At 56.1% G+C, this 22601-nt stretch carries 19 protein-coding genes; 7 read left to right on the forward strand and 12 right to left on the reverse strand.

Annotation, left to right across the window (positions count from 1 at the left end; genetic code table 11):
• Nucleotides 1–52: 52 nt before the first annotated feature.
• On the reverse strand, nucleotides 53–862 hold the full coding sequence (locus tag CLV83_RS08300) for a mechanosensitive ion channel family protein (RefSeq protein ID WP_132290085.1): 810 nt from the start codon (nucleotides 860–862) through the stop codon (nucleotides 53–55).
• A gap of 248 nt (nucleotides 863–1110) precedes the next feature.
• On the opposite strand from CLV83_RS08300, the gene CLV83_RS08305 reads away from it, so the two are divergent.
• The 3 genes from CLV83_RS08305 to CLV83_RS22845 all read left to right on the forward strand — a co-directional run bounded on the left by CLV83_RS08305 (nucleotide 1111) and on the right by CLV83_RS22845 (nucleotide 2241).
• Entirely contained in the window at nucleotides 1111–1677 is a 567-nt protein-coding gene (locus tag CLV83_RS08305; RefSeq protein ID WP_132290088.1) for a TIGR04211 family SH3 domain-containing protein, read from the forward strand.
• Between the two features lie 132 nt (nucleotides 1678–1809).
• Entirely contained in the window at nucleotides 1810–2061 is a 252-nt protein-coding gene (locus tag CLV83_RS08310; RefSeq protein ID WP_132290091.1) for a GrxA family glutaredoxin, read from the forward strand.
• 45 nt (nucleotides 2062–2106) lie between these two features.
• The gene (locus CLV83_RS22845; protein WP_279387518.1) at nucleotides 2107–2241 is read left to right on the forward strand and encodes a hypothetical protein; all 135 of its coding nucleotides are present in this window, start codon (nucleotides 2107–2109) and stop codon (nucleotides 2239–2241) included.
• A gap of 235 nt (nucleotides 2242–2476) precedes the next feature.
• Here the strand turns inward: CLV83_RS22845 and CLV83_RS08315 are convergent, their stop codons facing one another.
• Nucleotides 2477–2701: a hypothetical protein gene (locus CLV83_RS08315; RefSeq protein WP_132290094.1), complete on the reverse strand. Its 225-nt coding sequence runs from the start codon at nucleotides 2699–2701 to the stop codon at nucleotides 2477–2479.
• Nucleotides 2698–5235, reverse strand: coding sequence for an EAL domain-containing protein (locus CLV83_RS08320; protein ID WP_132290097.1), 2538 nt, complete (start codon nucleotides 5233–5235; stop codon nucleotides 2698–2700). The genes CLV83_RS08315 and CLV83_RS08320 overlap by 4 nt, the downstream gene beginning before the upstream one ends.
• A gap of 204 nt (nucleotides 5236–5439) precedes the next feature.
• Here CLV83_RS08320 and ptsP point away from each other — a divergent pair, with 204 nt between their 5' ends.
• Complete coding sequence (gene ptsP, locus CLV83_RS08325) at nucleotides 5440–7731, forward strand: phosphoenolpyruvate--protein phosphotransferase (RefSeq protein ID WP_132290100.1); 2292 nt, start codon at nucleotides 5440–5442, stop codon at nucleotides 7729–7731.
• A gap of 414 nt (nucleotides 7732–8145) precedes the next feature.
• Complete coding sequence (locus tag CLV83_RS08330) at nucleotides 8146–8943, forward strand: response regulator (protein WP_132290103.1); 798 nt, start codon at nucleotides 8146–8148, stop codon at nucleotides 8941–8943.
• Between the two features lie 26 nt (nucleotides 8944–8969).
• On the opposite strand, the gene CLV83_RS08335 is transcribed toward CLV83_RS08330, so the two are convergent.
• The 7 genes from CLV83_RS08335 to CLV83_RS08365 all read right to left on the reverse strand — a co-directional run bounded on the left by CLV83_RS08335 (nucleotide 8970) and on the right by CLV83_RS08365 (nucleotide 17167).
• On the reverse strand, nucleotides 8970–10787 hold the full coding sequence (locus CLV83_RS08335) for a methyl-accepting chemotaxis protein (RefSeq protein WP_132290106.1): 1818 nt from the start codon (nucleotides 10785–10787) through the stop codon (nucleotides 8970–8972).
• Between the two features lie 119 nt (nucleotides 10788–10906).
• Nucleotides 10907–11611: a M48 family metallopeptidase gene (locus CLV83_RS08340; RefSeq protein ID WP_132290109.1), complete on the reverse strand. Its 705-nt coding sequence runs from the start codon at nucleotides 11609–11611 to the stop codon at nucleotides 10907–10909.
• Nucleotides 11608–13602: a transglutaminase TgpA family protein gene (locus CLV83_RS08345; protein WP_132290112.1), complete on the reverse strand. Its 1995-nt coding sequence runs from the start codon at nucleotides 13600–13602 to the stop codon at nucleotides 11608–11610. Before CLV83_RS08345 ends, CLV83_RS08340 begins: the two co-directional genes overlap by 4 nt.
• Before the next feature lie 7 nt (nucleotides 13603–13609).
• The gene (locus CLV83_RS08350) at nucleotides 13610–14533 is read right to left on the reverse strand and encodes a DUF58 domain-containing protein (RefSeq protein WP_243642319.1); all 924 of its coding nucleotides are present in this window, start codon (nucleotides 14531–14533) and stop codon (nucleotides 13610–13612) included.
• Between the two features lie 46 nt (nucleotides 14534–14579).
• Entirely contained in the window at nucleotides 14580–15512 is a 933-nt protein-coding gene (locus tag CLV83_RS08355; RefSeq protein WP_132290118.1) for an AAA family ATPase, read from the reverse strand.
• A 71-nt stretch (nucleotides 15513–15583) separates the two neighbouring features.
• Nucleotides 15584–16558 carry an NAD(P)/FAD-dependent oxidoreductase gene (locus CLV83_RS08360; RefSeq protein WP_132290121.1) on the reverse strand — a complete coding sequence of 325 codons (975 nt, stop codon included), beginning with the start codon at nucleotides 16556–16558 and terminating at the stop codon, nucleotides 15584–15586.
• 54 nt (nucleotides 16559–16612) lie between these two features.
• Nucleotides 16613–17167 carry a glutathione peroxidase gene (locus tag CLV83_RS08365; RefSeq protein ID WP_132290124.1) on the reverse strand — a complete coding sequence of 185 codons (555 nt, stop codon included), beginning with the start codon at nucleotides 17165–17167 and terminating at the stop codon, nucleotides 16613–16615.
• 387 nt (nucleotides 17168–17554) lie between these two features.
• On the opposite strand from CLV83_RS08365, the gene CLV83_RS08370 reads away from it, so the two are divergent.
• A complete protein-coding gene (locus tag CLV83_RS08370) occupies nucleotides 17555–18037 on the forward strand; it encodes an FKBP-type peptidyl-prolyl cis-trans isomerase (protein ID WP_132290127.1) in 483 nt (160 codons plus the stop codon).
• A gap of 422 nt (nucleotides 18038–18459) precedes the next feature.
• A complete protein-coding gene (locus tag CLV83_RS08375; protein ID WP_132290130.1) occupies nucleotides 18460–19998 on the forward strand; it encodes an arylsulfatase in 1539 nt (512 codons plus the stop codon).
• Between the two features lie 77 nt (nucleotides 19999–20075).
• Here CLV83_RS08375 and CLV83_RS08380 read toward each other — a convergent pair whose 3' ends face one another.
• Nucleotides 20076–21293: an ammonium transporter gene (locus tag CLV83_RS08380; protein WP_132290133.1), complete on the reverse strand. Its 1218-nt coding sequence runs from the start codon at nucleotides 21291–21293 to the stop codon at nucleotides 20076–20078.
• A 335-nt stretch (nucleotides 21294–21628) separates the two neighbouring features.
• Nucleotides 21629–22534, reverse strand: a complete 906-nt coding sequence (locus tag CLV83_RS08385; RefSeq protein WP_207894772.1) for a HupE/UreJ family protein — start codon at nucleotides 22532–22534, stop codon at nucleotides 21629–21631.
• Between the last annotated feature and the right edge of the window lie 67 nt (nucleotides 22535–22601).

Genomic DNA, 22601 nt, shown 5'->3' on the forward strand with positions numbered 1-22601 from the left:
CAGGCCGGTGCGCCTATATCCTGGGGATAGCGGGCGCACCGGTTTTACAGACTCAGTCGGTAGATTCCGCCTGATTGGTATGCACCTGCACCTGCGGGTACGGGATAGTGATACCGGCCTCATCGAAACGAAGTTTGACCTGCTCGGTCACATCCCAGAGAACCGCCCAGTAATCGGCAGTCTTGACCCAGGGACGCACGTTGAAGTTAACACTGCTGTCAGCCAGCGCCGCAACAACGACAACGGGCGCAGGATCAGCAAGCACACGCTCATCAGACGTGACGATATCCATCAGAATATCTTTCGCCTTGCGCAGATCGTCGTCATAGCTGATACCAAATACCATATCCACGCGACGGGTATCACGGGCGGAGTAGTTGGTAATGACGCCGGAGTAAATCGAACCGTTAGGAATGATCACCTCGCGGTTATCACCGGTCCGCATAACGGTATTGAAGATGGCAATATGCTCACAGATACCTGCGATACCCGCCACCTCAACGAAGTCACCTTCACGAAACGGACGGAACAGAATCAACAGCACACCGGCGGCAAAGTTTTTCAGCGAGTCCTGCAGCGCCAGACCGACAGCCAAACCAGCAGCACCGACCAGAGCAATCAGTGAGGTGGTATCCACACCCAACTGCCCCAGAGCCGCCACAATAATAAACAGCAACAACAGCACGCTGATAATCGACGAGATAAAGTTGATCAGCATCTCGTCAAGCTTGGCGCGACGCATGAGACGGCCGCTAAGGTTAACCAGACGCTTGGCTATCCAGCGTCCGACAAAGAAAATCGCAAGCGCAAAGGCGATGTTCAACGCCCAGGGCACCACGTAAAGATCCCAGAAGCTTTCCATTTAAAAGATCCTCGATTCCTTATTCATGCCCATGACAGGCACATCTCTATGAGGGATACGGGCGGAGCCCGCTCAACAGGTGAAGAATGAAAGGGCGATGCACCAAAGTCAATCAAACTAAGGAGTTAACACAACCTGAGAAAGCCCCAACTGTGGTAAACTCATCGCTTTTCGACACTCGGTGAACTTCACTCGCCGAAAGTAGTCGAATATTCCCAATTCACCCTGCAACACCGTCGGACAGCTGTATGAAAAAAGTGTTACTCGTCGCTCTACTCTCCGGTCTTTCAAGCTATGCAGCCGCTGAATCTGCGCACATCGCAGACGACGTCTATGTGTTCATGAACAGTGGACCGAGCAACCAGTACCGCATTAACGGACGTGTAAACAGCGGTGAGGCGATCGAAACCCTGGATCGTCGTAATGACTACGTACAGATCCGCACCGAAAGCGGTCGCGTAGGCTGGGTCCCTGAGAACTTTGTCGCCGAGGGTCCCAGCGACCTGATTCGCATGCCGGAGCTCGAGTCCGAGCTAAAAGAATCGAAGCAGCGGATCAGCGCCCAGCAGCAACGAATCGACGTGCTTGAGCAGGCCGCAGAATCCCGCGCCAACGAAAGCGAACAGAGCAAGGCTCGCGTGGTCGAGCTGGAGCGGGAAATTTCCTCGCTGAAAACACAGATCACCAATATGGACCAATCCAACCTGATGCGCTGGCTCACTCACGGCGGTCTGGTTGCACTGGGCGGCGTAATTCTCGGCTTACTGGTTCCCTACCTGCCAAAACGCCGTAAACCGCGTAATGACTGGTTCTAGGCATTAGGTCTGCGACTGGGTGTCAGCCTGATAGCAACAGACAATCGTTACCATTAATGATGACCATTGTTCATCAGGCACTGGCAGGGGTTTAATAGCGTTATCAAATTTTCACAGCTTAGGGAGCTTTTCATGGAACGCATTACTATCTTCGGTCGCCCAGGTTGCGGCTTTTGTGTCCGCGCTAAACAGCTTTGCGAAACCCAGAATCTGGATCATCGTTACATCGATATCCACGCCGAAGGTATCACCAAGGCCGACCTGGAAAAGACCGTCGGCAAGCCAGTTGAAACCGTACCGCAAATTTTTTGTGGTCAGAAACACATAGGCGGTTATACTGAATTTGCGGCATTTATCTCAGAAGCGCAGTCCTCAGCCCAATAATAGCGGGACGCGTCACGCATACCCCGACCAGAGAGGAGATTCTCGATGCTGACAACACTGTTTATTCTTGCAGCAGTCATGATTGCCAGTGCCGGCTGGTACGTTCTTCAGGAGCAGTCCAAACCCGCCCCAATCCGTATCCGCATTGAAGACGATCGTCCTCGCCGTCGTCGCCGCTGATCGAACCAACTTTCCCCTTCAGCTCTGAATCACGGGCCGGTGGCTACACCGGTTCGGTTCAGGCTTTTTATCGCCTGAACACACCCGCTTCAGGCAGGCGATTCTGCGATCCTATCTATTAGCTTGTTTAAGAAAGCTTGTTACCGAAAGAGCGCCGAAGATTGCTCTGAAGATAAGCCTGGCGCGGGAAAGATCAACGCCCGGCTGTGCGGAGAGTGAGCATGAGTAACTAAAACTAATGGCCGCCAGACTCGGAACTGGCCGCTAGCGCCTCTTCCACCGAACTGGGTTTGAACTCCCCAAACCCCTCTTCTTCGGTCCACAGTTCCAGCCCCTGCTCGATACGCACCACACCATCGAAACGCTTCTTCAGGTAGGGAACTGCTTCTTCAAGGGTATCGATATCGCACAGCATCACGCCGCCGCGACCATTACTGGTGGTAAACAGATAGCTTTTCACTGCCCTTCTCCCGCATCAATCCAGTGTGTTCCAGCCAACTCGGACAGAACCTTATCCAGCTCTTCCGCCGGCTTGGGGCGACAGATCAGATAACCCTGAACCTCATCACAACCCAGCTGACGCAGCATATCCAACTGTTCACGGGTTTCCACCCCTTCGGCAACAACATTGAGGCCGAGCGCCTGACTCATGGCGATCATGGCACTGACCAGCTGGCGGTCTCGCTCCGCCTCGTTGATATTGTTGACGAAACTCCGGTCTATCTTGAGCTGATCCAGCGACATGGTACGGATATAACTCAGACTGGAGTAACCGGTGCCGAAGTCATCGATTGAGACCTTAACGCCGCACTCACGCAACTCATGCAGCGCCTGCGCCGTCTCCTCCGCGCTATGCAGGAAACAGGTTTCAGTGAGTTCCACGCACAGCAGCGCGGCGTCCAGCGTGTATTTTTCCAGCAGCTGCTTGACCCGGGCAACCAGCCCTTCGCGCTGAAACTGCCGGGCAGAGAGGTTAACCGCCACGGGCAGCCGGCGCCCCGCAAGCTGCCAACGGCGCGCCTGACCGATCGCTGTTTCCAGCACCCAGTCGCCAATTTCATGAATCAGGCCACTGTCTTCCGCCAGGGGCACAAACTGATCGGGCGGCACCGTACCGAGCTCGGCATTCTGCCAGCGCAGCAACGCTTCGACGCCGACCACCTCACCGGTCTTCAAAGACAGTTTGGGTTGGTAGGCAAGATGCATCTCGCTATTCGGCAACGCCTGCTGCAGGTGAGCTCCTATCAGATAACGCGACTGCCGCCGCTGGTGCATCTCGCTGGAAAAATAGGACCAGCTGTTGCGCCCCAGATCCTTGGAGTTATGCATGGCTGCATCTGCCGCCCGTAACAGCTCTTCCACTGACTCACCATCGGTGGGGTAGATAGCCACACCGATACTGGCGGTAATGCGCAGCTCACTGGAGCCAACCAGGACCGGAGTCGAAATCACCCGCGCCAGATGCTCTACCCGACAGGTCAGACTTTCTTCGCTGACATCACTGAGAATCAGCGAAAACTCATCACCCGCAGGCCTTGCCGCCGTATCACCAGAACCTAGAGTGCCCTCGATGCGTTTCGCCAGGGTGCGAATCACATCATCACCGGCATCATGCCCAAAACGATCATTGACCCGCTTGAACATATCCAGATCCACCGCCAGTACGGCGATGCGTTTAGTATTTTCCTGGGCATAGTGCAGTGCCATACCCAACCGGTCAGAAAACAGCTTACGGTTAGCCAGACGCGTCAGGTCATCGAACTGCGCCATCCGACGTATCTTGTCTTCGGACCTTTTGGTTTCCGTCAGATCGTGGAAGATGGCGGCGTACTGGGTGACCTGCCCCTTATCATCGGAGATCGCCGTAATACTGAGCCACTCCGGGAAAACAGTACCGCTGCGGGTGCGGTTCCAGATCTCGCCCTGCCACTCACCATCGCGCTTAAGCTTGGCCCACATATCCTGATAGAACTGACGATCATGCCGACCTGAACTGAGGATATTGGGGTTACGCCCAATCACCTCATGGGCCTCATAGCCGGTAATGGCACTGAACGCCGGGTTCACACTCTGAATCGCGCCATTACTGTCGGTTACCACAACGCCTTCCATCGATGCGTTAATAACGCGCTCGATCAGGCGCAGGTTATGCTGGGATTGCTGCAGCGCATGGTTGCGATTGGCAAGCAACTCTCGCAGCCGCGCCACATAGTCCCGCTCAACACTGCGCAGGATGTCAGAATACGAGAGCACCCGGGTGACACGGCCCTGAGTGTCGGTTAGCCCCAGGTGCCGAAAACCATGACGACGAAAGATCTTCCGGGCGATAAACAGGCTGATCGACTCATCAATGGTTACCAGCTCACTGAGCGCAAACTCGCAAAGCGGTCGATCCAGCGCGGCGCCGGACGCGAGCAGACCGATAATGTCGGTTTCTGTGATGATATATTGCCGACCACCGGAACGAACTACGGCGGCGCTTTTCTCCTCGGCACGGATACGCTGAATCGCATCCCGCATGTACAACTTGTCGTCGAGAAAGAGTGAGCGGACAGGCGCTATATCCACCACGCTACGGAGAAAGAGATCATGCTCTATGCCCTGGCTGTTAACGATATCGCTCTCGCTGACGATACCCAACAAGCCGCCATTGTCATCTGTGACCACCGCGTGCTGAAGCCGGCGTGTCATCATTTCGACACCCACTTCATCTATGCTGTCGTCGGCCTTGACCAGCAGCAGCTGCCCGGACATCACCTCATCAAGGGACACATTGGCTGGATCAGTCCCACGCACGCAACAGCTCATCGCCTGTCGGCGTGTCAAAATCCCAACAGGCTTGTTACCGTTGCAAACAAGCACGGAGCCTATGCGTCGGTGGGACATGGATTTCAGCGCACTATCGAGTGATTCCTCGGGCGAGCAGCAGACCACATCTGTCTGGCAGATTCTGGATACGGCTCGTTCATGGCTGAATTTTACTTCGGTGTTCATCGATACAGCGAGGTCACTCTGCGGCGTAAAGGGCATACATTAAGGCAGGGATTGTACCAGTTCGATGTACCCGAGATATAGCTATCCAGCTCTCTCCCGAGAAAAACAGCGACACTTTTGATCTTTGTTAAGAGCCGCCAACAGGCGCCCAAAATGCTGTATTATTCCTAGCACTGGAAACCCGCGTCTGGAGCAGACACACCCATGCATCATCCCCTCAGTACGCTAACCTCGCTGGTCGAGCAGATCGCGCGTACCCAAGACCCCACGGCAATGATGTCCACCATCGTGCAGCGACTCAGTGAGCTGCTCAATGTGGAAGTCTGCAGCATCTATCTGTGCACTCCAGAACGCGATTCATTGATCCTCGCGGCGACTCAGGGGCTTTCCCCAACCGCCGTTGGCCATGTGCAACTGGCGGTCAACGAAGGCCTGGTGGGTAACATCGCCGGCAGTCTGAGCGCGGTCAACCTGGCTGACGCGCCATCCGATGACCGTTTCGTCTATATCCCTGAAACCCACGAGATGCCCTACCACCGCTTCCTCGGTGTCCCGCTTCTGCACCTGCGTAAACTGGTAGGCGTGCTCGTCATTCAGGGTCACCAGCGCGAACCGTTCAGCGAAGAAGATGAAGCCTTCCTGATTACTGTCGCCTCACAGCTCGGCAGCACCCTCTACCAGCTGCATCGCGATGGTGAGTGGATGTCCGACGTTCAGGATGCATCCCCCTTCCGCCGCTACCGCGGCGTCAAAGGCGCTCCCGGCGTAGGATGCGGGCGCCTCTGGCTGGTTCATCCGCAGCTCTCCCTGAGCGATATCAAGCCGTCGATGACCAGCAACCCGGCGCAGCAGAAAAGCGACTTTATTGACGCATTGGACTCCGTCAAGGAGGAGCTGGAATCCGGCTCAGGACGCCTCGGTAAACATCTGCCCTCAGATGTGAGCGCCCTGTTCCATGTTTACAAACTGATGCTGCAAAGCCCCGAACTGAGCGATGGCGTCAAAAGCCTGATCAGCGAAGGCGCCTCGGCGGAATGGGCACTTAAGCAGACCATCGACACCATGGCCTCCATGTTCGAGAAGTCGGACGACCCTTACATGAAGGCGCGCAGTGAAGATATCTACAATATCGGTCAGCGCATCCTCAACCAGCTGCTGGAACGAGATCAGCAGGTACTTGAAGCCCCGGATGAGCCGCTGATACTTGGCGGCGAGCTGATCAGCATTGCCGACCTGGCCGCTTTCCCGCAGGAGCGTATTCAAGGCCTGGTCTGCACCTCGGGATCGACACTTTCGCACACCGCCATCGTTGCAAACGCTCTGGGCATTCCAGCCGTCATGGGCGTTGAAGGGGTCGAGCTGGAACAGAACCGCGGCGCCAAGGTGATTGTCGACGGTAACCGCGCCGAATGCATTATCAATCCGCCCCAGGCACTACTGGGTGAATACAAGCGAATGATCGACCAGGAGAACCGCGTAATGCGGGACCTGGAACGCTTGCGCAACATGCCCGCGGAAACGCTGGATAACGTCCAGATACAGCTGCTGACCAACACCGGTCTGCTGGCAGATGCCACTCCAGGCCTGGAGCGCGGCGCCCAGGGCGTCGGCCTGTACCGTTCGGAAATTCCGTTCATGGTACATGACAGCTTCCCTACCGAGCAGGAGCAGTACCGCATCTACCGCAATGTGCTTAAAGCTTATTCGCCTTTGCCGGTATCGATGCGCACCCTGGATATTGGCGGTGACAAACAGCTGCCCTATTTTGAGATCAACGAAAGCAACCCGTATCTTGGCTGGCGCGGCATCCGGTTTACGCTCGATAACACCCAGCTGCTGGTGACTCAGGTGCGAGCCATGCTGCGCGCTCATGCGGAGTGCGGCAACCTGAAAGTTCTGGTGCCGATGATCAGCCGTGTGGATGAGATCATCGCCGTCCGCGAGATACTTGAGAAAGCCTCTGAAGCACTTAAACGCGATGGTATTGAGGTACCGAGACCTCAGGTCGGCATGATGATCGAGGTGCCCTCGGCGATGCTGCTGCTGCCGAAGCTTGCGCCACATATCGATTTTGTTTCCGTGGGCTCCAACGACCTCACCCAGTATCTGCTGGCAGTGGATCGTAACAACCCGCGTGTATCCAACCTGTTCGACAACATGCACCCGGCCATGCTGGTCGCCCTGGAACAGATACTCGACACCTGCCGACGCCTGGGTCTTCCCGCCTCGCTCTGCGGCGAAATGGCATCAGACCCGGTCGCGGTGCTAATGCTGATTGCGATCGGCTATGACACACTAAGCCTGAGCGCCTACAACATCCCGAAGATCAAACTGCTGATCCGCTCCGTGCGCCGCGCGGACCTGCTACCACTGCTGGACAAAGCCCGCGACTGCACCGATGAAAGTCAGATACGCGCACTTTTCGAACCCGTACTGGTAAATCTGGGATGGTCTGCCGATGGTCGCCAGCCGCCGCAGGACTCGAGCGCCGCCTGACACCAGCCCAGCGAAAAAGCGAGCGCTGCCCGCCTGCCGCCCTGGAGCTGGAGGCGGCAAACGAAGAGCGATCAGCCAGAAAAGAAAAAGGGTCGCTACAAGCGACCCTTAAAGATGAAAATATGAAGAAAATTTGTGTGGGCTGTGTATCCGTCAACCCGGCGTCGTAAAAAGTGACGCCTGTAAAGTCCTGACCGCCTGATGACAGCTCTGCTCCGGTACAGATACTATCGATACGGACGTTCAGTTAACCAAAACCGACATGAACCGAAGCTGAACAGTTTCCTTAACAAGATTAAGCTAACTATTATCTTCGGTTCAGCTCAGCCCCTCAGGGGTCGAACGCGAACTAAAGCGTGCTAGAATAGCTACAAAGTTTCCCCCAGCATAAACCCGTTTGCGGAACAGGTTGTTATGAGATTAAACGAGCTTCTGGTTCAGGTGATCGAGCCCTCGCGAGTCCAACGCCACATCATCGTCGATGCGTTGCGCCAGCTGGGTATAGAGCAGATCGAAACTTTCGATTCAGCAGCACCCGCTCTAAGCCGCATGGGAATCATGAAACCGGATATCGTGATGTCTTCCATGCACCTGCCGGATATTACCGGCACCGAGCTGGTGACCCGAATGCGCCAGCAACCGGAGCTTTCCGAGATCACTTTTCTGTTGGTTTCCTCAGAAACACACTACCGATACCTGGAGCCAATCCGCCAGGCCGGCGCCATTGCCATTCTGCCAAAACCGTTCAGCCGCAATGATCTGATGCGTGCACTACAAAGCACCATGCACTACATCGGCGACAAAATGCGGGAAGAGGAAGATGAGTTTTTCGAGGATATGAGTGTACTGGTCGTAGACGACAGCGGCATGTCGCGTAAATTCGTACACCAGATTCTCAAATCTGCCGGCATCGAAAATGTGGTCGAGGCCAAGGACGGCGCCGAAGCGCTGAAATATCTGGAAGAGCGCATGTTTGACCTGATCATTTCAGACTACAACATGCCCAATATCGACGGTCTTGAGCTGGTCGAACATATCCGCAACTACAGCTCCCAGCCGACCGTACCGGTGATGATGATCACCTCAGAACAGAACGAAAACCGCCTGGCGGCGATCCAGAACGCTGGCGTTTCGGCACTCTGCTCCAAACCGCTATCCTACGACATGATGAAGCAGCTGATTCAGCAGCTGGTGGCTGACCGCGACCTTTGACAGCCACCACACACATCAGGGGCTGATCAAGCCCCTTTCCCATCGCCCTTTACTTCGCCGTCACCGTCCAGCAAACACTCTGGGTTAAAGCCCATAATCAACGCCCCCCAATGGCGACCATTCAGATAAAGCGGAATGGAAAGATCATTGAGCACCTCACCGGTATCGCGAACAAACGTCTGCAGCAGGAACGGAGAGGTATGACTGGCACGTCGTTTCTCCGCGCGATTACCGGCAAAAATCCGCATATGACGGCTTTTCAGATTATCAACGGCAAAATCGCCGGTCATCGGGTTGGATACCTTGGTGTGATGGGCCGCAGCGTAACCATTGGTATCCACCGCGATGGCATAGATAAACTCGGGACGCTCCTCAATGAAGCGATCGAACAGCGCCCGCATCACCGGTTCGTAAGCGCCGCTGTATTTAGTCTCAAACTTCTCCGGCTTCTGACCATCATTCAGTCGGCGGTAGTTGCGATCAAACAGATCAAGCCCTTTGCCCTGAAGTGTCTGCAGCGCCTCTTCGGTGCGCTTCGCCCACTCGGCCCCGGTCAGCAACATATCCTCAAAGCCGCCAAAGCCGATAATGAAGCTTGAAAGCAGCTCCTGGGTCTCCTCTGTGGAGAGCTCGAGCTGCCGAGAGTACTCCCTCGATTCACCCATTTCTGACTTGATCGCCGTGGACAGATCGGTAATCTGCGCCACGTGCTCGTGCGATTCCTTGTTGGTGTAAGAGAGCTCATCGATAGCACTGCTGATACCGGCCAGTTGAGCATTGACGACATCAAAATCATTCACCAGTTTCTGGAATTGGGTACTGGTGTCGCCAATAAAGGCTTCAGTCTCTTCAATCCCCCGAAGGATGTCATCCGCACTCTTGCGAGTATCACCGACCAGTTTCGCCATCTGGCCGATATTACTCTCAATCTCAGTGGTCGCCTGACTCACCTTTTGCGACAGGTTGCGCACCTCATCCGCCACCACCGAGAAGCCCCGCCCCGCATCCCCGGCGCGCGCTGCCTCGATGGACGCATTCAGTGCCAGCAGGTTGGTCTGCTCCGAAAACTCCTGCACCATACCCAGGATATGAGTGATGTTCTTTGAGTTCTCCTGCAGCTGCTCCACCGTTCCCTGGAAGCGGGTCACCAGCTCACGCGTCGAAGCCACCTGCTGGGAGACGCGCTGCAGCTCCTCATTGGATGAGCGCACCTCCTCCATATTAGTGCTGTTCTGTTCATTGATATTGAGCGTGGTGCCGGCGATCTCATCAATCGCCTGGGTCGCTTCACTGGAGGACTGAAATACCTGCTGCGCCTGGGATTCCTGGATTTCGGCGGAATCATGCGCCTGAAGAATCACTTTCTGTAACCGGGTGGCGCTCACAGACACATTGACAGAACGACGCCGGGTTTCAGCAATAATCCGCTTCAGGTTGGCAGAGAACTCGTTATAGGCCTGCGCCATTTCCGAGATCTCATCAAAGGTATAAGCAGGCAGTGTGGCCGAGATATCGCCGCCGCGGTCCTTGATCCCATGCAACACACGTGTGATTGCACTGACCGGCCGCAGGAACAGGTGGCGCATAAAAAAGATGGTGCCAACTCCGGCAACCAACGCAAATGCAACGGTCACCAGCGCAAAGAGAGAAAAGTCATCCAGAATCGCGTTTAACGCCGCTGCTTCTGCCCCCAGGGCATTCAGCTCTGAACGCACCTCTCCAACATAGTGCATACCCAGCAGCACCATGGCGAGATGCGGTAGCAGCAGGAACACCACGTTCCCGACGATCTTCTTAGTGAGGGAGTTAAAAAATCTACGCTCTATCGCGGCATACAGACCCATAACCCAGCGCAACCTTTTTATTGTTATAGAGTGTTGTTTATGAATTACTTATTTAAAAACTGTATCGATTAACATACTGCTTACTTCAGACCCAGCTCACAACACGTCTAAAGTCGTAGTCACCATATCAAATAGGGGTAGGTTTCCGTCAGCAGGCGGCGTGATTCACGGTATTCCGGGCAGTGAGCCGACACCAGGCGCCAGAATGCACTGCTGTGATTCATCTCCTTAAGATGACACAGCTCATGAACAAGAATATATCGCTGCAGAGCCGGATCCAGATGCAAAATCCGCCAATTCAGCGTAATCACGCCCCGGGTATCACACTGACCCCATTTGCGCCGGTAGTTCTTGATCCGGACCGCGGAAGGCTTAAGACCAAGCTCCCTGCCCAGCGCCTGACACAGGGGCACAAGCCTTTGCTCGGCCTGTTGCGCCATCCATTGCTGCAACTGCTCACGCACCGCTTCAGATTCCGCCCGACGCACCCTGGCTGACAAACGAACCTCAATACGGTAATCATCAACCTCGACGCTGGACTGTCGCCCACGGGACCACTGCAGTTCGAGCTCCCTGCCGTTTACAAAAAAACGCCCACCCTGGCGGATATCTATGCCACGCTGCTCCAGCGCCTGGGTTTGACGCTGCAGACGCGGCAACACCCAATCGACCTTGCTACGAACCCAGTCATCGATCCAGCACTCATCCGCCAGCGCTGGCACACGCACTTCAACCCGCCCTTTATCGATCATTAACGAGGCGGTTCGGCGTTTACGGCTACGGACGATTCGGTAGTCAAATGGCAGTTCGGTTTCGCTGTTCACGTCAGGCGTTTTTCCTTGGCCCTGCTGCTTTTCAGGGCACGGTAACAGGCCGCTATCGCTGCAAGCAATGCTTTCCTTGCATCCGGCCGGCCTGCATAGCGAACTGCTTCGTCGCACTTGGCCAGCGCACGCAATTCTCCCGCCATCGCTGGAAAGTGTGTCGACATGCGCTGGCTGAACGCCTGGATCGTCTCGTTACTCGCGCGTGGATGGCCGCGTTTTTGAAAATCGGCCAATAAACGCGCTAACGCCCGTTCCAGCGGATCGCGAGAGCGCTTGCGGCCACCCAGCTGAAGCCAGGCCACAACCCCCATCACCAACACAAACGGTATAAAGAACAGCAATCCCAGGCGAGCCAGATTGACCTCTCCGAGCAAACCTTTTAGCAATTCCATCTGCTGACCTTGGTAGTTCAGAACCCAGCGGTGCCAGCTAAAATTAAGCGCATCCAACTGGCGCTGGAAATCTGCCATCCAGCCACTTCCAAACCGGAGGCGCGCCATTGGAGTATCGGACAGAAATGCAGGATCATCGGCAAACAGACGATCGGCCTGCTGACTAACCCTTTCCGGAGCCACCGCAGCCGTGGGATCGACTCGAATCCAGCCCCTGCCCTGCTGCCAATATTCAACCCAGGCGTGAGCATCATACTGGCGCACGGTAAGGTAGGCCTCATCTTCATTCCACTGCCCGCCCTGATAGCCGGCCACAACCCGCGACGGCACGCCGGCGGCGCGCAACAGGAAGGTCAGAGCGCCCGCGAAATGTCCACAGAACCCCTGCCGGGAATCGAAAAGAAACCCATCCACGCGATAACCGGACAGCGCCGGTGGCGATAGCGTGTAGGAAAACTCGCGGTTAAATAGCGTGAAAGCACGGCGCACGAAGGTATCCGCATCACCACCGGTTTCCCGCCACCAGCGCTCGGCGAGCTCCCGGCTGCGCGGGTCGCTGTTTTCGCCGGGCAGTTGCAGGTATGCCTGACGGTCATATTCGGGCAGATCGGGCTGCAGCCGGTAATCCAACAGCGCGCTACTCTTATAGCTTATTCGCCGATCCACCGGCCTGTATCTTAACGGTGCATTACCTTTGGTCAGAAAGCTTCCAGACGGCGCGGCTGAAGGCTGATCCAGGGCAACCAGCCAGGGGTTGTTTGAGGGCTCATAGACAACCTCGTAAGCCAGGGGCTCGGAATCGCCAACCAGATCCACTTCCGCAAGCCGGAACTGCTCCCTGCGTGGCAGCCTTGTCCAGGTACGGCCATCGTAATGCCCATAGACCATGGAGCGCCAATAGCGCTGCTGGGGGGCGGGAACAGGACCCTCAAAAGTGGCTCGGAACGCAAGCTCATTGGAACGCGTCAATTGAGAGATATCACCGGGAGCCATCCGGTCCGAGAGCCCGGAACGGGCAGCGTTCTGATTCAGAGGCACCGACCAGAGCGGCCCTATACGCGGAAAAATGATAAACAACACCAGCATGAGCGGCAGTGCAAAGCCCACCAGCCGGAGCGATCTTTTCAGCGGTCTCAGCCAATCGTTGCGCAACGGATCCTGGTAGATACTATTCAGCGCGGCGACGATCAGTACCGTAGTCATTAACGAATACAGCGCCATCAGGATCGACTGATGGAATAGATACGCAGTGCCGGATACAAACAGCGAGACATAGAGCAGCACCAATGCATCGCGCCGGTGATAGATCTCTATCATCTTCAAAGCCAGGCCAGCGATCAGCAGCGCCACCGTTGCCCGCACCCCGGTTTCCCGGGTAAAGGTGAGCAGTAGCCCGCCGATAACCGCCATCACCAGCACCAGCTTCACACTCCAGTGCGGTAGTGACCAGCGACCACTATGAATCATCAGGCGAGTCGCCGGCGTTATGATGCACAACCCGATCAGCCAGAACGGCATCCAGGAAAGGTGCGGCACCAGGGTGGCGAAAAAGGCGGCCAGTTGCCAGATAACAGCGGCGCGGCTCAGTTGTTTCATATCCGTATCATTCCTGGCTCTCGCGCCCGAACAGTGCCAACGCTTTAAGCACGCGCTGACGATGCGATTCACCGCTTCCCGGTGCCAGAATCAGTCCAGGCAAGCGCAGGCCATAAGGTTGCTCGCGTTGATGAAACTCCAGCGCCCAGAAACAGATGCCGGACAACTTCTCCTCCACACTGCCGTTATGCCAGGTTACCCAGTCCAGCCAGATCTCTTCGCTGGCGGTACCCGCGTACTGCTTGAGGTGCAGACCCTGACCACGGGCATAAACCTTCCAGGCCACCTGATGCAGCGATCCACCCTTCTCATATCGCGCCAGCCCCTGAAAATCCTCTGGCCCACGGGACTTCACACCCGACACCTCGGCACCGCCGTCACCTCCCGCCGGCGGCGGAGACGCACAGGAAACAGGTCGTGGGTAAACCAGGGTTTTCAGTCCGGTATCGATCCAGGTCCAGGCGCGAAACAGCCCCAGGGGGAAACGGGTTTCCACCAGCAGCGGCCCGGGATCTAACCAGCCTCGCTCTGGCGCATCGCAGGCCAGCTCCACCTGAGTCATCCGCTCTTCCGTTAGATCAAGCATCTGCGAGACACCACCGTCCCAGCAAAGACACAGCTGCTCATAATCGCGCTTGGGCGCCGCCGTCAGTTGCAACGTAAACCCGGCTTTGTCGCCACGAAAACAGGGGCGACCTGCGAGCGCGCTCACCTGCAGTCCGGCCAGATTACCGTAGGTGTGAATGATCGAGATGACAAAGATACTGACCAGCAGAAACGTCAGCGCATAGGCCAGGTTATTCTCGTAGTTGATTCCGAGCAGAAGCAGCAGCACAAGCACAACACAAAAACCGGCACCCGCCCCGGTGGGCAGAATATAGATACGGTTTTGTGTCAGCGTGACCGTACGACGGCGCGGAAACCTCGACAAGCTCCAAGCACGTAGACGCCGGGCAAGAGAAACAGCGGGTTTACGATCACCCCAGAACATCGACCTGCGCCAGCAGTTCATTAACCAGACGTGCACCGGCGTGACTGCCGACCTCTTCAGCGGGACGGATACGATGACCAATCACCGGCTCCAGCACCTGCTGAATATCCTCGGGTACCAGATGGGTTCGTCCATCCAGCCAGGCCCAGGTTCTGGCACTGCGCAGCAGAGCCAGGCCACCCCGCGGCGAGACGCCGTAACTGAACAATTCAGAGTCACGGGTAAACTGAATCAGCCTCTGCAGATAGTCGATGACACTGCTCGATGCATGCACCTGGCTGCAGCGCTCCTGAATATCCAGCAGATCATTTGGCGTCAGACTGCGCGGCAGGTCATCCAGCATTGCGCGTGTATCACCACCCAACAACAGCTGCCGTTCCACCTCCGGCGCTGGATATCCAAGCGAGATACGCATCAGGAAGCGGTCAAGCTGGGATTCTGGCAGCGGAAAGGTACCAAACTGAGTCACAGGGTTCTGGGTAGCGATGACAAAGAAGGGTTTGGGCAGTCGGTAACTGTGGCCGTCAGCCGTAACCTGCCCTTCCTCCATCGCTTCCAGTAGCGCACTTTGGGTTTTGGGCGTGGTCCGGTTGATCTCGTCCGCCAGCAGTAGCTGACAGAAAACCGGACCGGCATGGAAACGAAACTCCCCGTTAGCGGGCTCAAAAACCGAAACACCGATAATGTCGGCGGGCAGCATATCGGAGGTAAACTGTACCCGCTGATCCTCGAGCCCAAGCACCCTGGCCAGACCGTGCGCCAGCGTGGTTTTACCCATGCCCGGCAGGTCTTCAATCAGAAGGTGTCCTTGCGATAGAAGACAGGTCAACGCCAGCCTTATCTGCTGCTGCTTGCCCAGAAGAACTTTTTCCAGCGAGCGGGATGCATCTTCAACACCCCTTAACAACGAGTCGGTCAATCAACCTCCCTGTAATTCCAATTAACCTGTCAATTAACACAGTGCGCCCAAGCTTGTCGTAATCCTTGCCCTCAGGCAACTTTTGATGAGCACTCGAGTATCCGCGCTGCCAATTCATTGGCACTGCGCCAGGCACCTTCAACATCGCCACCGCTAAGCCAGTCGCCGCAGGCACCGATACCGAGATGCTCATCCCAGAGAGACAGCTCCTGACCGCTGCTTACCGCCGCCCTGGCGTAGGCCCAACGGTGGACACGACTGAAAACCGGCTGAATTCTTTCACCACCCAGCTCAGCAAAAGCCTCGGTCAGTTGCTCTGCCACCCAGGAAGGCTCTTCATCGCGGTGCTCAAGGCTCCACTGCTGAGAGGCCTGGATGACCCAGTTTTCCCCTTCACGCCCCGGCTTACTGCTGTCTCTCACCACCCGCTGCAGCAGCGGATGCTCACCCTCAACCCAATCGACGCCTTCGAGGCGCGACGGACGCGTCGGTAACGACAACAGCAGGCTCCAGACCGGATGCATCTCCACCTTTTCGGCACGCTGCCTGAATCGCTGCACGGCATCCAACAGCGGCGCTGCCTGAGGAGCCGGCGTGGTCACAACCACCGCGTCAAAATAACCCAAGGGCTCGCCTTCGCTATCACGCAGCAGTACACCATCCCGATCCGGCCAGACCACGCCAACACGAACCTCTGTGCGCAGTTCCACCGAGCCGGTGAGATTACGTGTCAGAGAACTGGAACGCGGATAACCTACCCAGCCCTGATGAATACCCTGCGAGCGCAATGCAAAATCAGCGATCACGGGAGCCCACTCTTTGGCACCCTGCGCCTGCAGCCAGGACTCAAACGCCGAACTGCCCGGCTCGATCAGGGCCGTGCCCAAATCGGCACTACCCTGCCCTAAACGTGTCGAGGCCAAACGCCCTCCGGTACCACGACTCTTCTCAAACACTACGACTTCTACACCTGCGCCACTCAGAAGCTCTCCGAGTCTCATACCGGCAATACCGCTGCCGATGATCGCTACTCTTTCTACTGTCATTTGTACTCCCTGTTGTCACTCTGAACCCGCAAAATCACCAGCGAGCTCCTTTACTTATTGTTTTTCAGCCAGCGCCTTTTCGATATCGGCCTGCAAGCGCCCGCTATCCGGTGAGGTCATACTGGAATAGGTATCGATAATCTTGCCATCGCGGCCGATAAGGTATTTGTAAAAATTCCACTTCGGTGATGTCCCGCTGACCGCCACCAGATTCTTCCAGAAAGGGTCAGCGTCCGCACCTTTAACCCGACTCTTGGAGAACATCGGAAATTCAACACCATAGGTTGTACGACAGAAGTCCTGAATCTGATCTTCGGTGCCTGGCTCCTGGCCGCCAAAATCGTTGGAGGGGAAACCAAGCACAGCAAACCCCTGATCCTTGTACTCAGCATACAGGGCTTCGAGCCCATCGTACTGTTTGGTAAAGGCGCATCGACTCGCTGTATTGACCACCAACAAAACCTGGCCGGAATATTCGCTGGAAAGATTCACCTCGGTATCATCCGCCAGCTTGCGCTGATCAAAATCCAGCAGATCCATAGCCTCTTGCGCCTGACCGGCTACCGCAAAGCCCAGCAGCAGCGATAGCCAACCCCATCGTTTCAACATGCTCAACCCCTCCTCAGGAACCCCAGTTTCGAAAGATCGGTTTTGGCAGACGAACAGAATGCCCTCAAAGCCACCTTGGGACCTGCTCACAGCTACTTGTACCCACTTACTCTTAACATACCTTATTACGACATTTTGTCCCCCTACCGGTTTCAATCAAATTGCAGCCGCCAGGTAAGCGATTTCAGGCGCGATACGGTTGCGTTATCCCGGACCTCTCCGTTAGCATGTGCGGTTCGATTAACCCCGATCCCGGGAGCACTGCATAACCCTCAGTCATCCCCGCGTTCAATGTCCCTGCCAGCAGCAAGTAGACGCTGGCGGAGAGGCATCGCTCCAGAAGGTTGTCTGTGCGGTAACGCACCTCTGAACGACAGGAGAAAACAGATGCAGATTGCAGCGAACGCCGTTGTATCCATCCACTACACGCTGACCAACGCCGCTGGCGACAAACTGGACAGCTCTGAAGGGCAGGAGCCGCTGGCTTACCTGCACGGCGCCAGCAATATCATTCCGGGCCTGGAAAACGCCCTGGTCGGCAAAGCCGTCGGCGACAAGCTGAGCGTTACCGTTGAGCCGGAAGAAGGCTACGGCGAAGTGCGCGAAGAGCTGGTTCAGGAAGTAGACCGCTCCAACTTCGAAGGCATCGACGTGGTTGAGCCGGGCATGCAGTTCATGGCTCAGACTCCCTGGGGTCAGCAGCCGGTAACCGTTGTTAAGGTTGAAGGCGACAATGTCACTCTGGATGGCAACCACCCGCTGGCGGGCCAGACCCTGAGCTTCGACGTAGAAGTTGTTGAAGTACGTGAAGCTACCGAGGAAGAACTCTCCCACGGTCACGTGCACGGCGAAGGCGGTCACGAGCACTAATCGCCTCGCACTAAAGTGAAAAGCCCGCTCTCTGCAGCGGGTTTTTTTATGCCTGAGGCCCCCTACCCAGCCCGCAAACGAACCAACGCGACCACCAAATCATCCCCTTTGAACGCGTTCCACGACACTTTCAATCAATCGTTTGATCGGATACTAAGCTTCACTGAACTGAAACCCGAATCCACTCGACTCGGTAATAATACTGGGCTACTTTAAATAAACACCTGTAAATCAAGCGGGTACTGCCCCCCCCCCACACATACAACAAGAAGAAGTCAGGAAGCCAACTCAAAACAACACACAACGAGAGAACTTGCCCGGCGGCACTCAGCCAAAAAGCCGGGACATGAACCTCAGTGAGTGACCCACCCCAACAAATGATTCGCCAGACTGATTGATTGCCACGAAGGAGAGCAGCTCTCATGAAGACCCCAAGCAAGCGCCGTAATGCAACATTGGCCCGCGCGCTCACGCTGACACTGCTTAGCGCATCCGCGTTTGTGCAGGCCGCCGATAAACCGAACGTACTCGCCATCATGGTTGATGACGTAGCCCAAACCAGCATCGCCGCCTACAGCCACGGCATGCAATACCCCACTCCGAACATCGACCGCATCGCCGATGAAGGCGCACTGTTTACCGACCACTACGCACAACCCAGCTGTACCGCCGGTCGCGCCGCCTTCCTGATGGGTCAGATGCCGATCCGCACGGGCCTGACCACCGTTGGCCAGCCGGGGAACCCGCTGGGTATTCAGAAGGAAGACCCCACCCTGGCGGAAGTTCTCAAGGAAGAGGGCTACATGACCGCTCAGTTCGGTAAAAACCACCTGGGCGATCTGGATCAGCATTTGCCAACCGTGCACGGCTTTGATGAGTTCTTCGGCAATCTCTACCATCTGAACGTGTCGGAAGAGCCGGAACAGGCGGACTACCCAACGGATCCAGAGTTCGTTAAGCAATTCGGCCCCCGCGGCGTTATCGAGTCTTTTGCCACCGAAGATGGCGGCCAGACCGTCAAGGATACCGGTCCGCTCACTACCGAGCGCATGAAAACCTTCGATGAAGAGGTTCTGGCTCGCTCACTGGACTTCATGGAGCGCGCCGTTGAAGCCGACAAGCCGTTCTTTATCTGGCACGCGCCCAGCCGTATGCACGTTTATACCCACCTGAAAGAGGAAAGCCGCAACCTGGCAACGCCGATCAGCTCCGCCGAAGACCTTTTCGGTAGCGGCCTGATGGAGCATGACGGCCATGTGGGACAACTGCTCGACAAGCTGGACGATCTCGGCGTTGCCGACAACACCATCGTGATCTACACCACCGACAACGGCCCCGAAAGCAGCAGCTGGCCGCATGCCGGCGTGACCCAGTTCCGCGGTGAGAAGATGACCACCTGGGAAGGCGGTGTACGTGTGCCCTTCCTGGTTCGCTGGCCCGGGCACATCCCGGCTGGCCTGGAGCTGAACGGCATCTCTTCACATGAAGACGTATTGCCGACCATCGCCGCAGCGGCAGGTCGACCCAATGTCTCCGAGGAGCTCAAAGAGAGCCACAAGGTGCTGATCGACGGTTACAACAACCTGGATTACTGGGAAGGCAAGGCTGAAAAATCCGCCCGTAAATCTTTCTTCTACTACTACGAAACCACCCTCGCTGCGGTGCGCGTAGGCCCCTGGAAGCTGCACTTCTCCAGCAAGCCGGGTGGCAAGTACTATGAAGATATGGTCAGTCACACCATGCCGAAGCTGTTCAACCTGCGCAAAGACCCCTACGAGCAGTATGACGGCGATATCGGCTTCCAGCAGGTGATGCGTAAAAGCTGGGTGCTGCAGCCGATTATCGCGCTGCTGAATGAGCACGTAGCGACCTTCGCCGAGTACCCGCCGCGCCAGGAAGCGGCATCACTGGATGTGAACAAAGCGATCGAAGCTGCCAAGGCCGCCGCCGCCACTCGCTAAGATCCTTTAAACACCAGCCACTAAAAAGCCCGCTTCATACGATGCGGGCTTTTTGTTTACAGCGTTGGTTAACGCAATTAACTCTGTCTATCGTCAGAAGTGGCTTCGATGCGATGGATACTCAGATCAGCACCGTTGAATTCCTCTTCCTCACTGAGCCTGAGTCCGACCACAGATTTCACCAGGCCGTAAATTATCGAAGCACCGATCACCGCAACAGCGATACCCGCCAGACTGCCAATCAGCTGGGACATGAGGGACACGCCACCCAGCCCACCCAGGGATTCACTACCGAAAATACCCGCAGCGATACCTCCCCAGATACCGCAAAGACCGTGCAGGGGCCAGACACCCAGCACATCATCGATCTTCCAGCGGTTCTGCAGCAGAGTGAAGACCCAGACGAAGAGACCTCCGGCGACACCACCAATCACCAGCGCCCCGATCGGATGCACCAGATCGGAACCGGCACAAATCGCCACCAGACCGGCCAGCGGTCCGTTATGAATAAAGCCAGGATCGTTCTTGCCGAGGATAGTGGCGACCACAATACCGCCGACCATCGCCATCAGGCTGTTAACTGCTACCAGGCCAGAGATACTGTCCAGTGTCTGTGCCGACATGACGTTAAAGCCGAACCAGCCGATACAGAGTATCCAGGCACCCAGCGCAAGAAACGGGATATTGGACGGTGGAAATGCCACCAGCCGGTCACCACGATAACGGCCACGGCGAATACCGAGCAGCAATACGGCCACCAGCGCGATCCAGCCACCTACCGCATGAACCACGACTGAGCCTGCAAAATCATGGAACGGCGCGCCAAAGCTGACTTCGAGCCAGGCCTGAAAACCGTAGTTGCCGTTCCAGATCATCCCCTCATAAAACGGATACACCAGACCCACCGACAGTGCAGAACAGGTCAGCAGCGGCCAGAAGCGGGCTCGCTCTGCTATACCGCCAGAAACGATCGCCGGAATCGCCGCCGCAAAGGTCATCAGAAAGAAGAACTTAACCAGATCATAGCCGCTGCCCTGGGCCAGCGTTGCCGCATCGGTAAAGAAGGTAACTCCGTAGGCGACCCAGTAGCCGACAAAGAAATAGGCCAACGCCGAAAAGCCGAAGTCGGTCATGATCTTGACCAGCGCATTGACCTGGTTCTTGCGGCGCACCGTGCCTACTTCAAGAAACGCAAAACCCGCATGCATGGCAAACACCATGATCGCGCCTATAAGAATAAAGAGGGTGTTAGCGCCCTGAGTGAGCGCTTCTACCGCGCTGTTGATCGTATCCACAGTCTCTCCTGCCTAATATTTCGCACAATTACGGGGCATTTTATATTTTTAGCACTTTAATAGAGCATTAATTGGGTTATGAATTTGGCATCGTTTCAGTATCGAATTCCACACTTCGTCCACAAGCAGCAAGGCTTCCGGAAAGACAAGGAACGGCACTGTTTTAATGCAAGCTGGATAAGTGCGCACCAATATAAGCAATATTTGAGCCACATATTAGTGCATGACAGGCAATCCAGACCACTGCGCCCGCACCATAAACTAGCTGGTGATATCAGGATTGGGCGCTTAGCCGGAAAAGATCAGAAGTGAAGTGGTGAATCAGTCAAATAGAATCAGGCAAATAGGGTCCCGAGGCGCTCAAACACCCAAAAGCTAGCCAGACAACCTATGGCGTAGGCGGTGGCAACCGGCGCGCGCTCGGGCAAAGTAACGCTTTTGTGCAGCAGCCAGACCAGCGCCATTATCGCAGCAATAAACATGATCTGACCGGACTCCACGCCCAGGTTGAAGAACAGCAACGCCAGCGGGATATCGGTCTGCGGAAGACCGATATCGCCCAACGCACCGGCAAAGCCAAAACCGTGCAGTAGACCAAAAGCGAAGGCGATCACCCAGGGCCAGCGGGTAGCAAGGCTCGTCTGCCCTCGGCGCAGCCGCACCGCTTCCACTGCGACCAGCAAAATGCTGAAAGCGATCATCGTTTCAACAGGTGGCGGCGGCAGAGATACCAGGCCGAACGTGGCCAACACCAGCGTAATTGAATGCGCCAGGGTAAAAGCGGTGATGGTTTTAAGTAGCATCGACCAACCCCGTACGATCAGCATCAGTGCGGCCACAAACATCAGGTGGTCAATACCACCCAGGATATGCTCGACGCCAAGTGTAATGTAGGTTTTCGCGACCTGCAGGCTCGATGGCGTCTGCGGCACCTGTACCTGCGGATCTTTCGGGTTCATCACGAAGCTGTAGTGCACTCCATCTTCCAGGGCAATATTCACCAGCACATCAACCGTGGTATTTCTCAGATTGGGAACCCTGACCACGGAACCCGGCAACCCCTGCTCACCGGCCAGGCGATAGCGGTAAACGGCGAAACCATCGAGCAACGCTTCTTCCCCTGCACGTTTCAGGGTAAATGCCGGATCAAACTCCGGCTGAATATTGAGCGCCATACTCCCCTTGACCGGCACCTTCCAGAGCACATCATAGAGGCCGGTTGATATCTCGTTAATCTGCAAGAAAGCAGGCCTGATTTCATGCGCTCCAGCGGGCGATACCAGCGCGATGCAACAGGCAATGAATGCA

Source organism: Marinobacterium mangrovicola (assembly GCF_004339595.1).
Lineage (GTDB): Bacteria > Pseudomonadota > Gammaproteobacteria > Pseudomonadales > Balneatricaceae > Marinobacterium_D > Marinobacterium_D mangrovicola.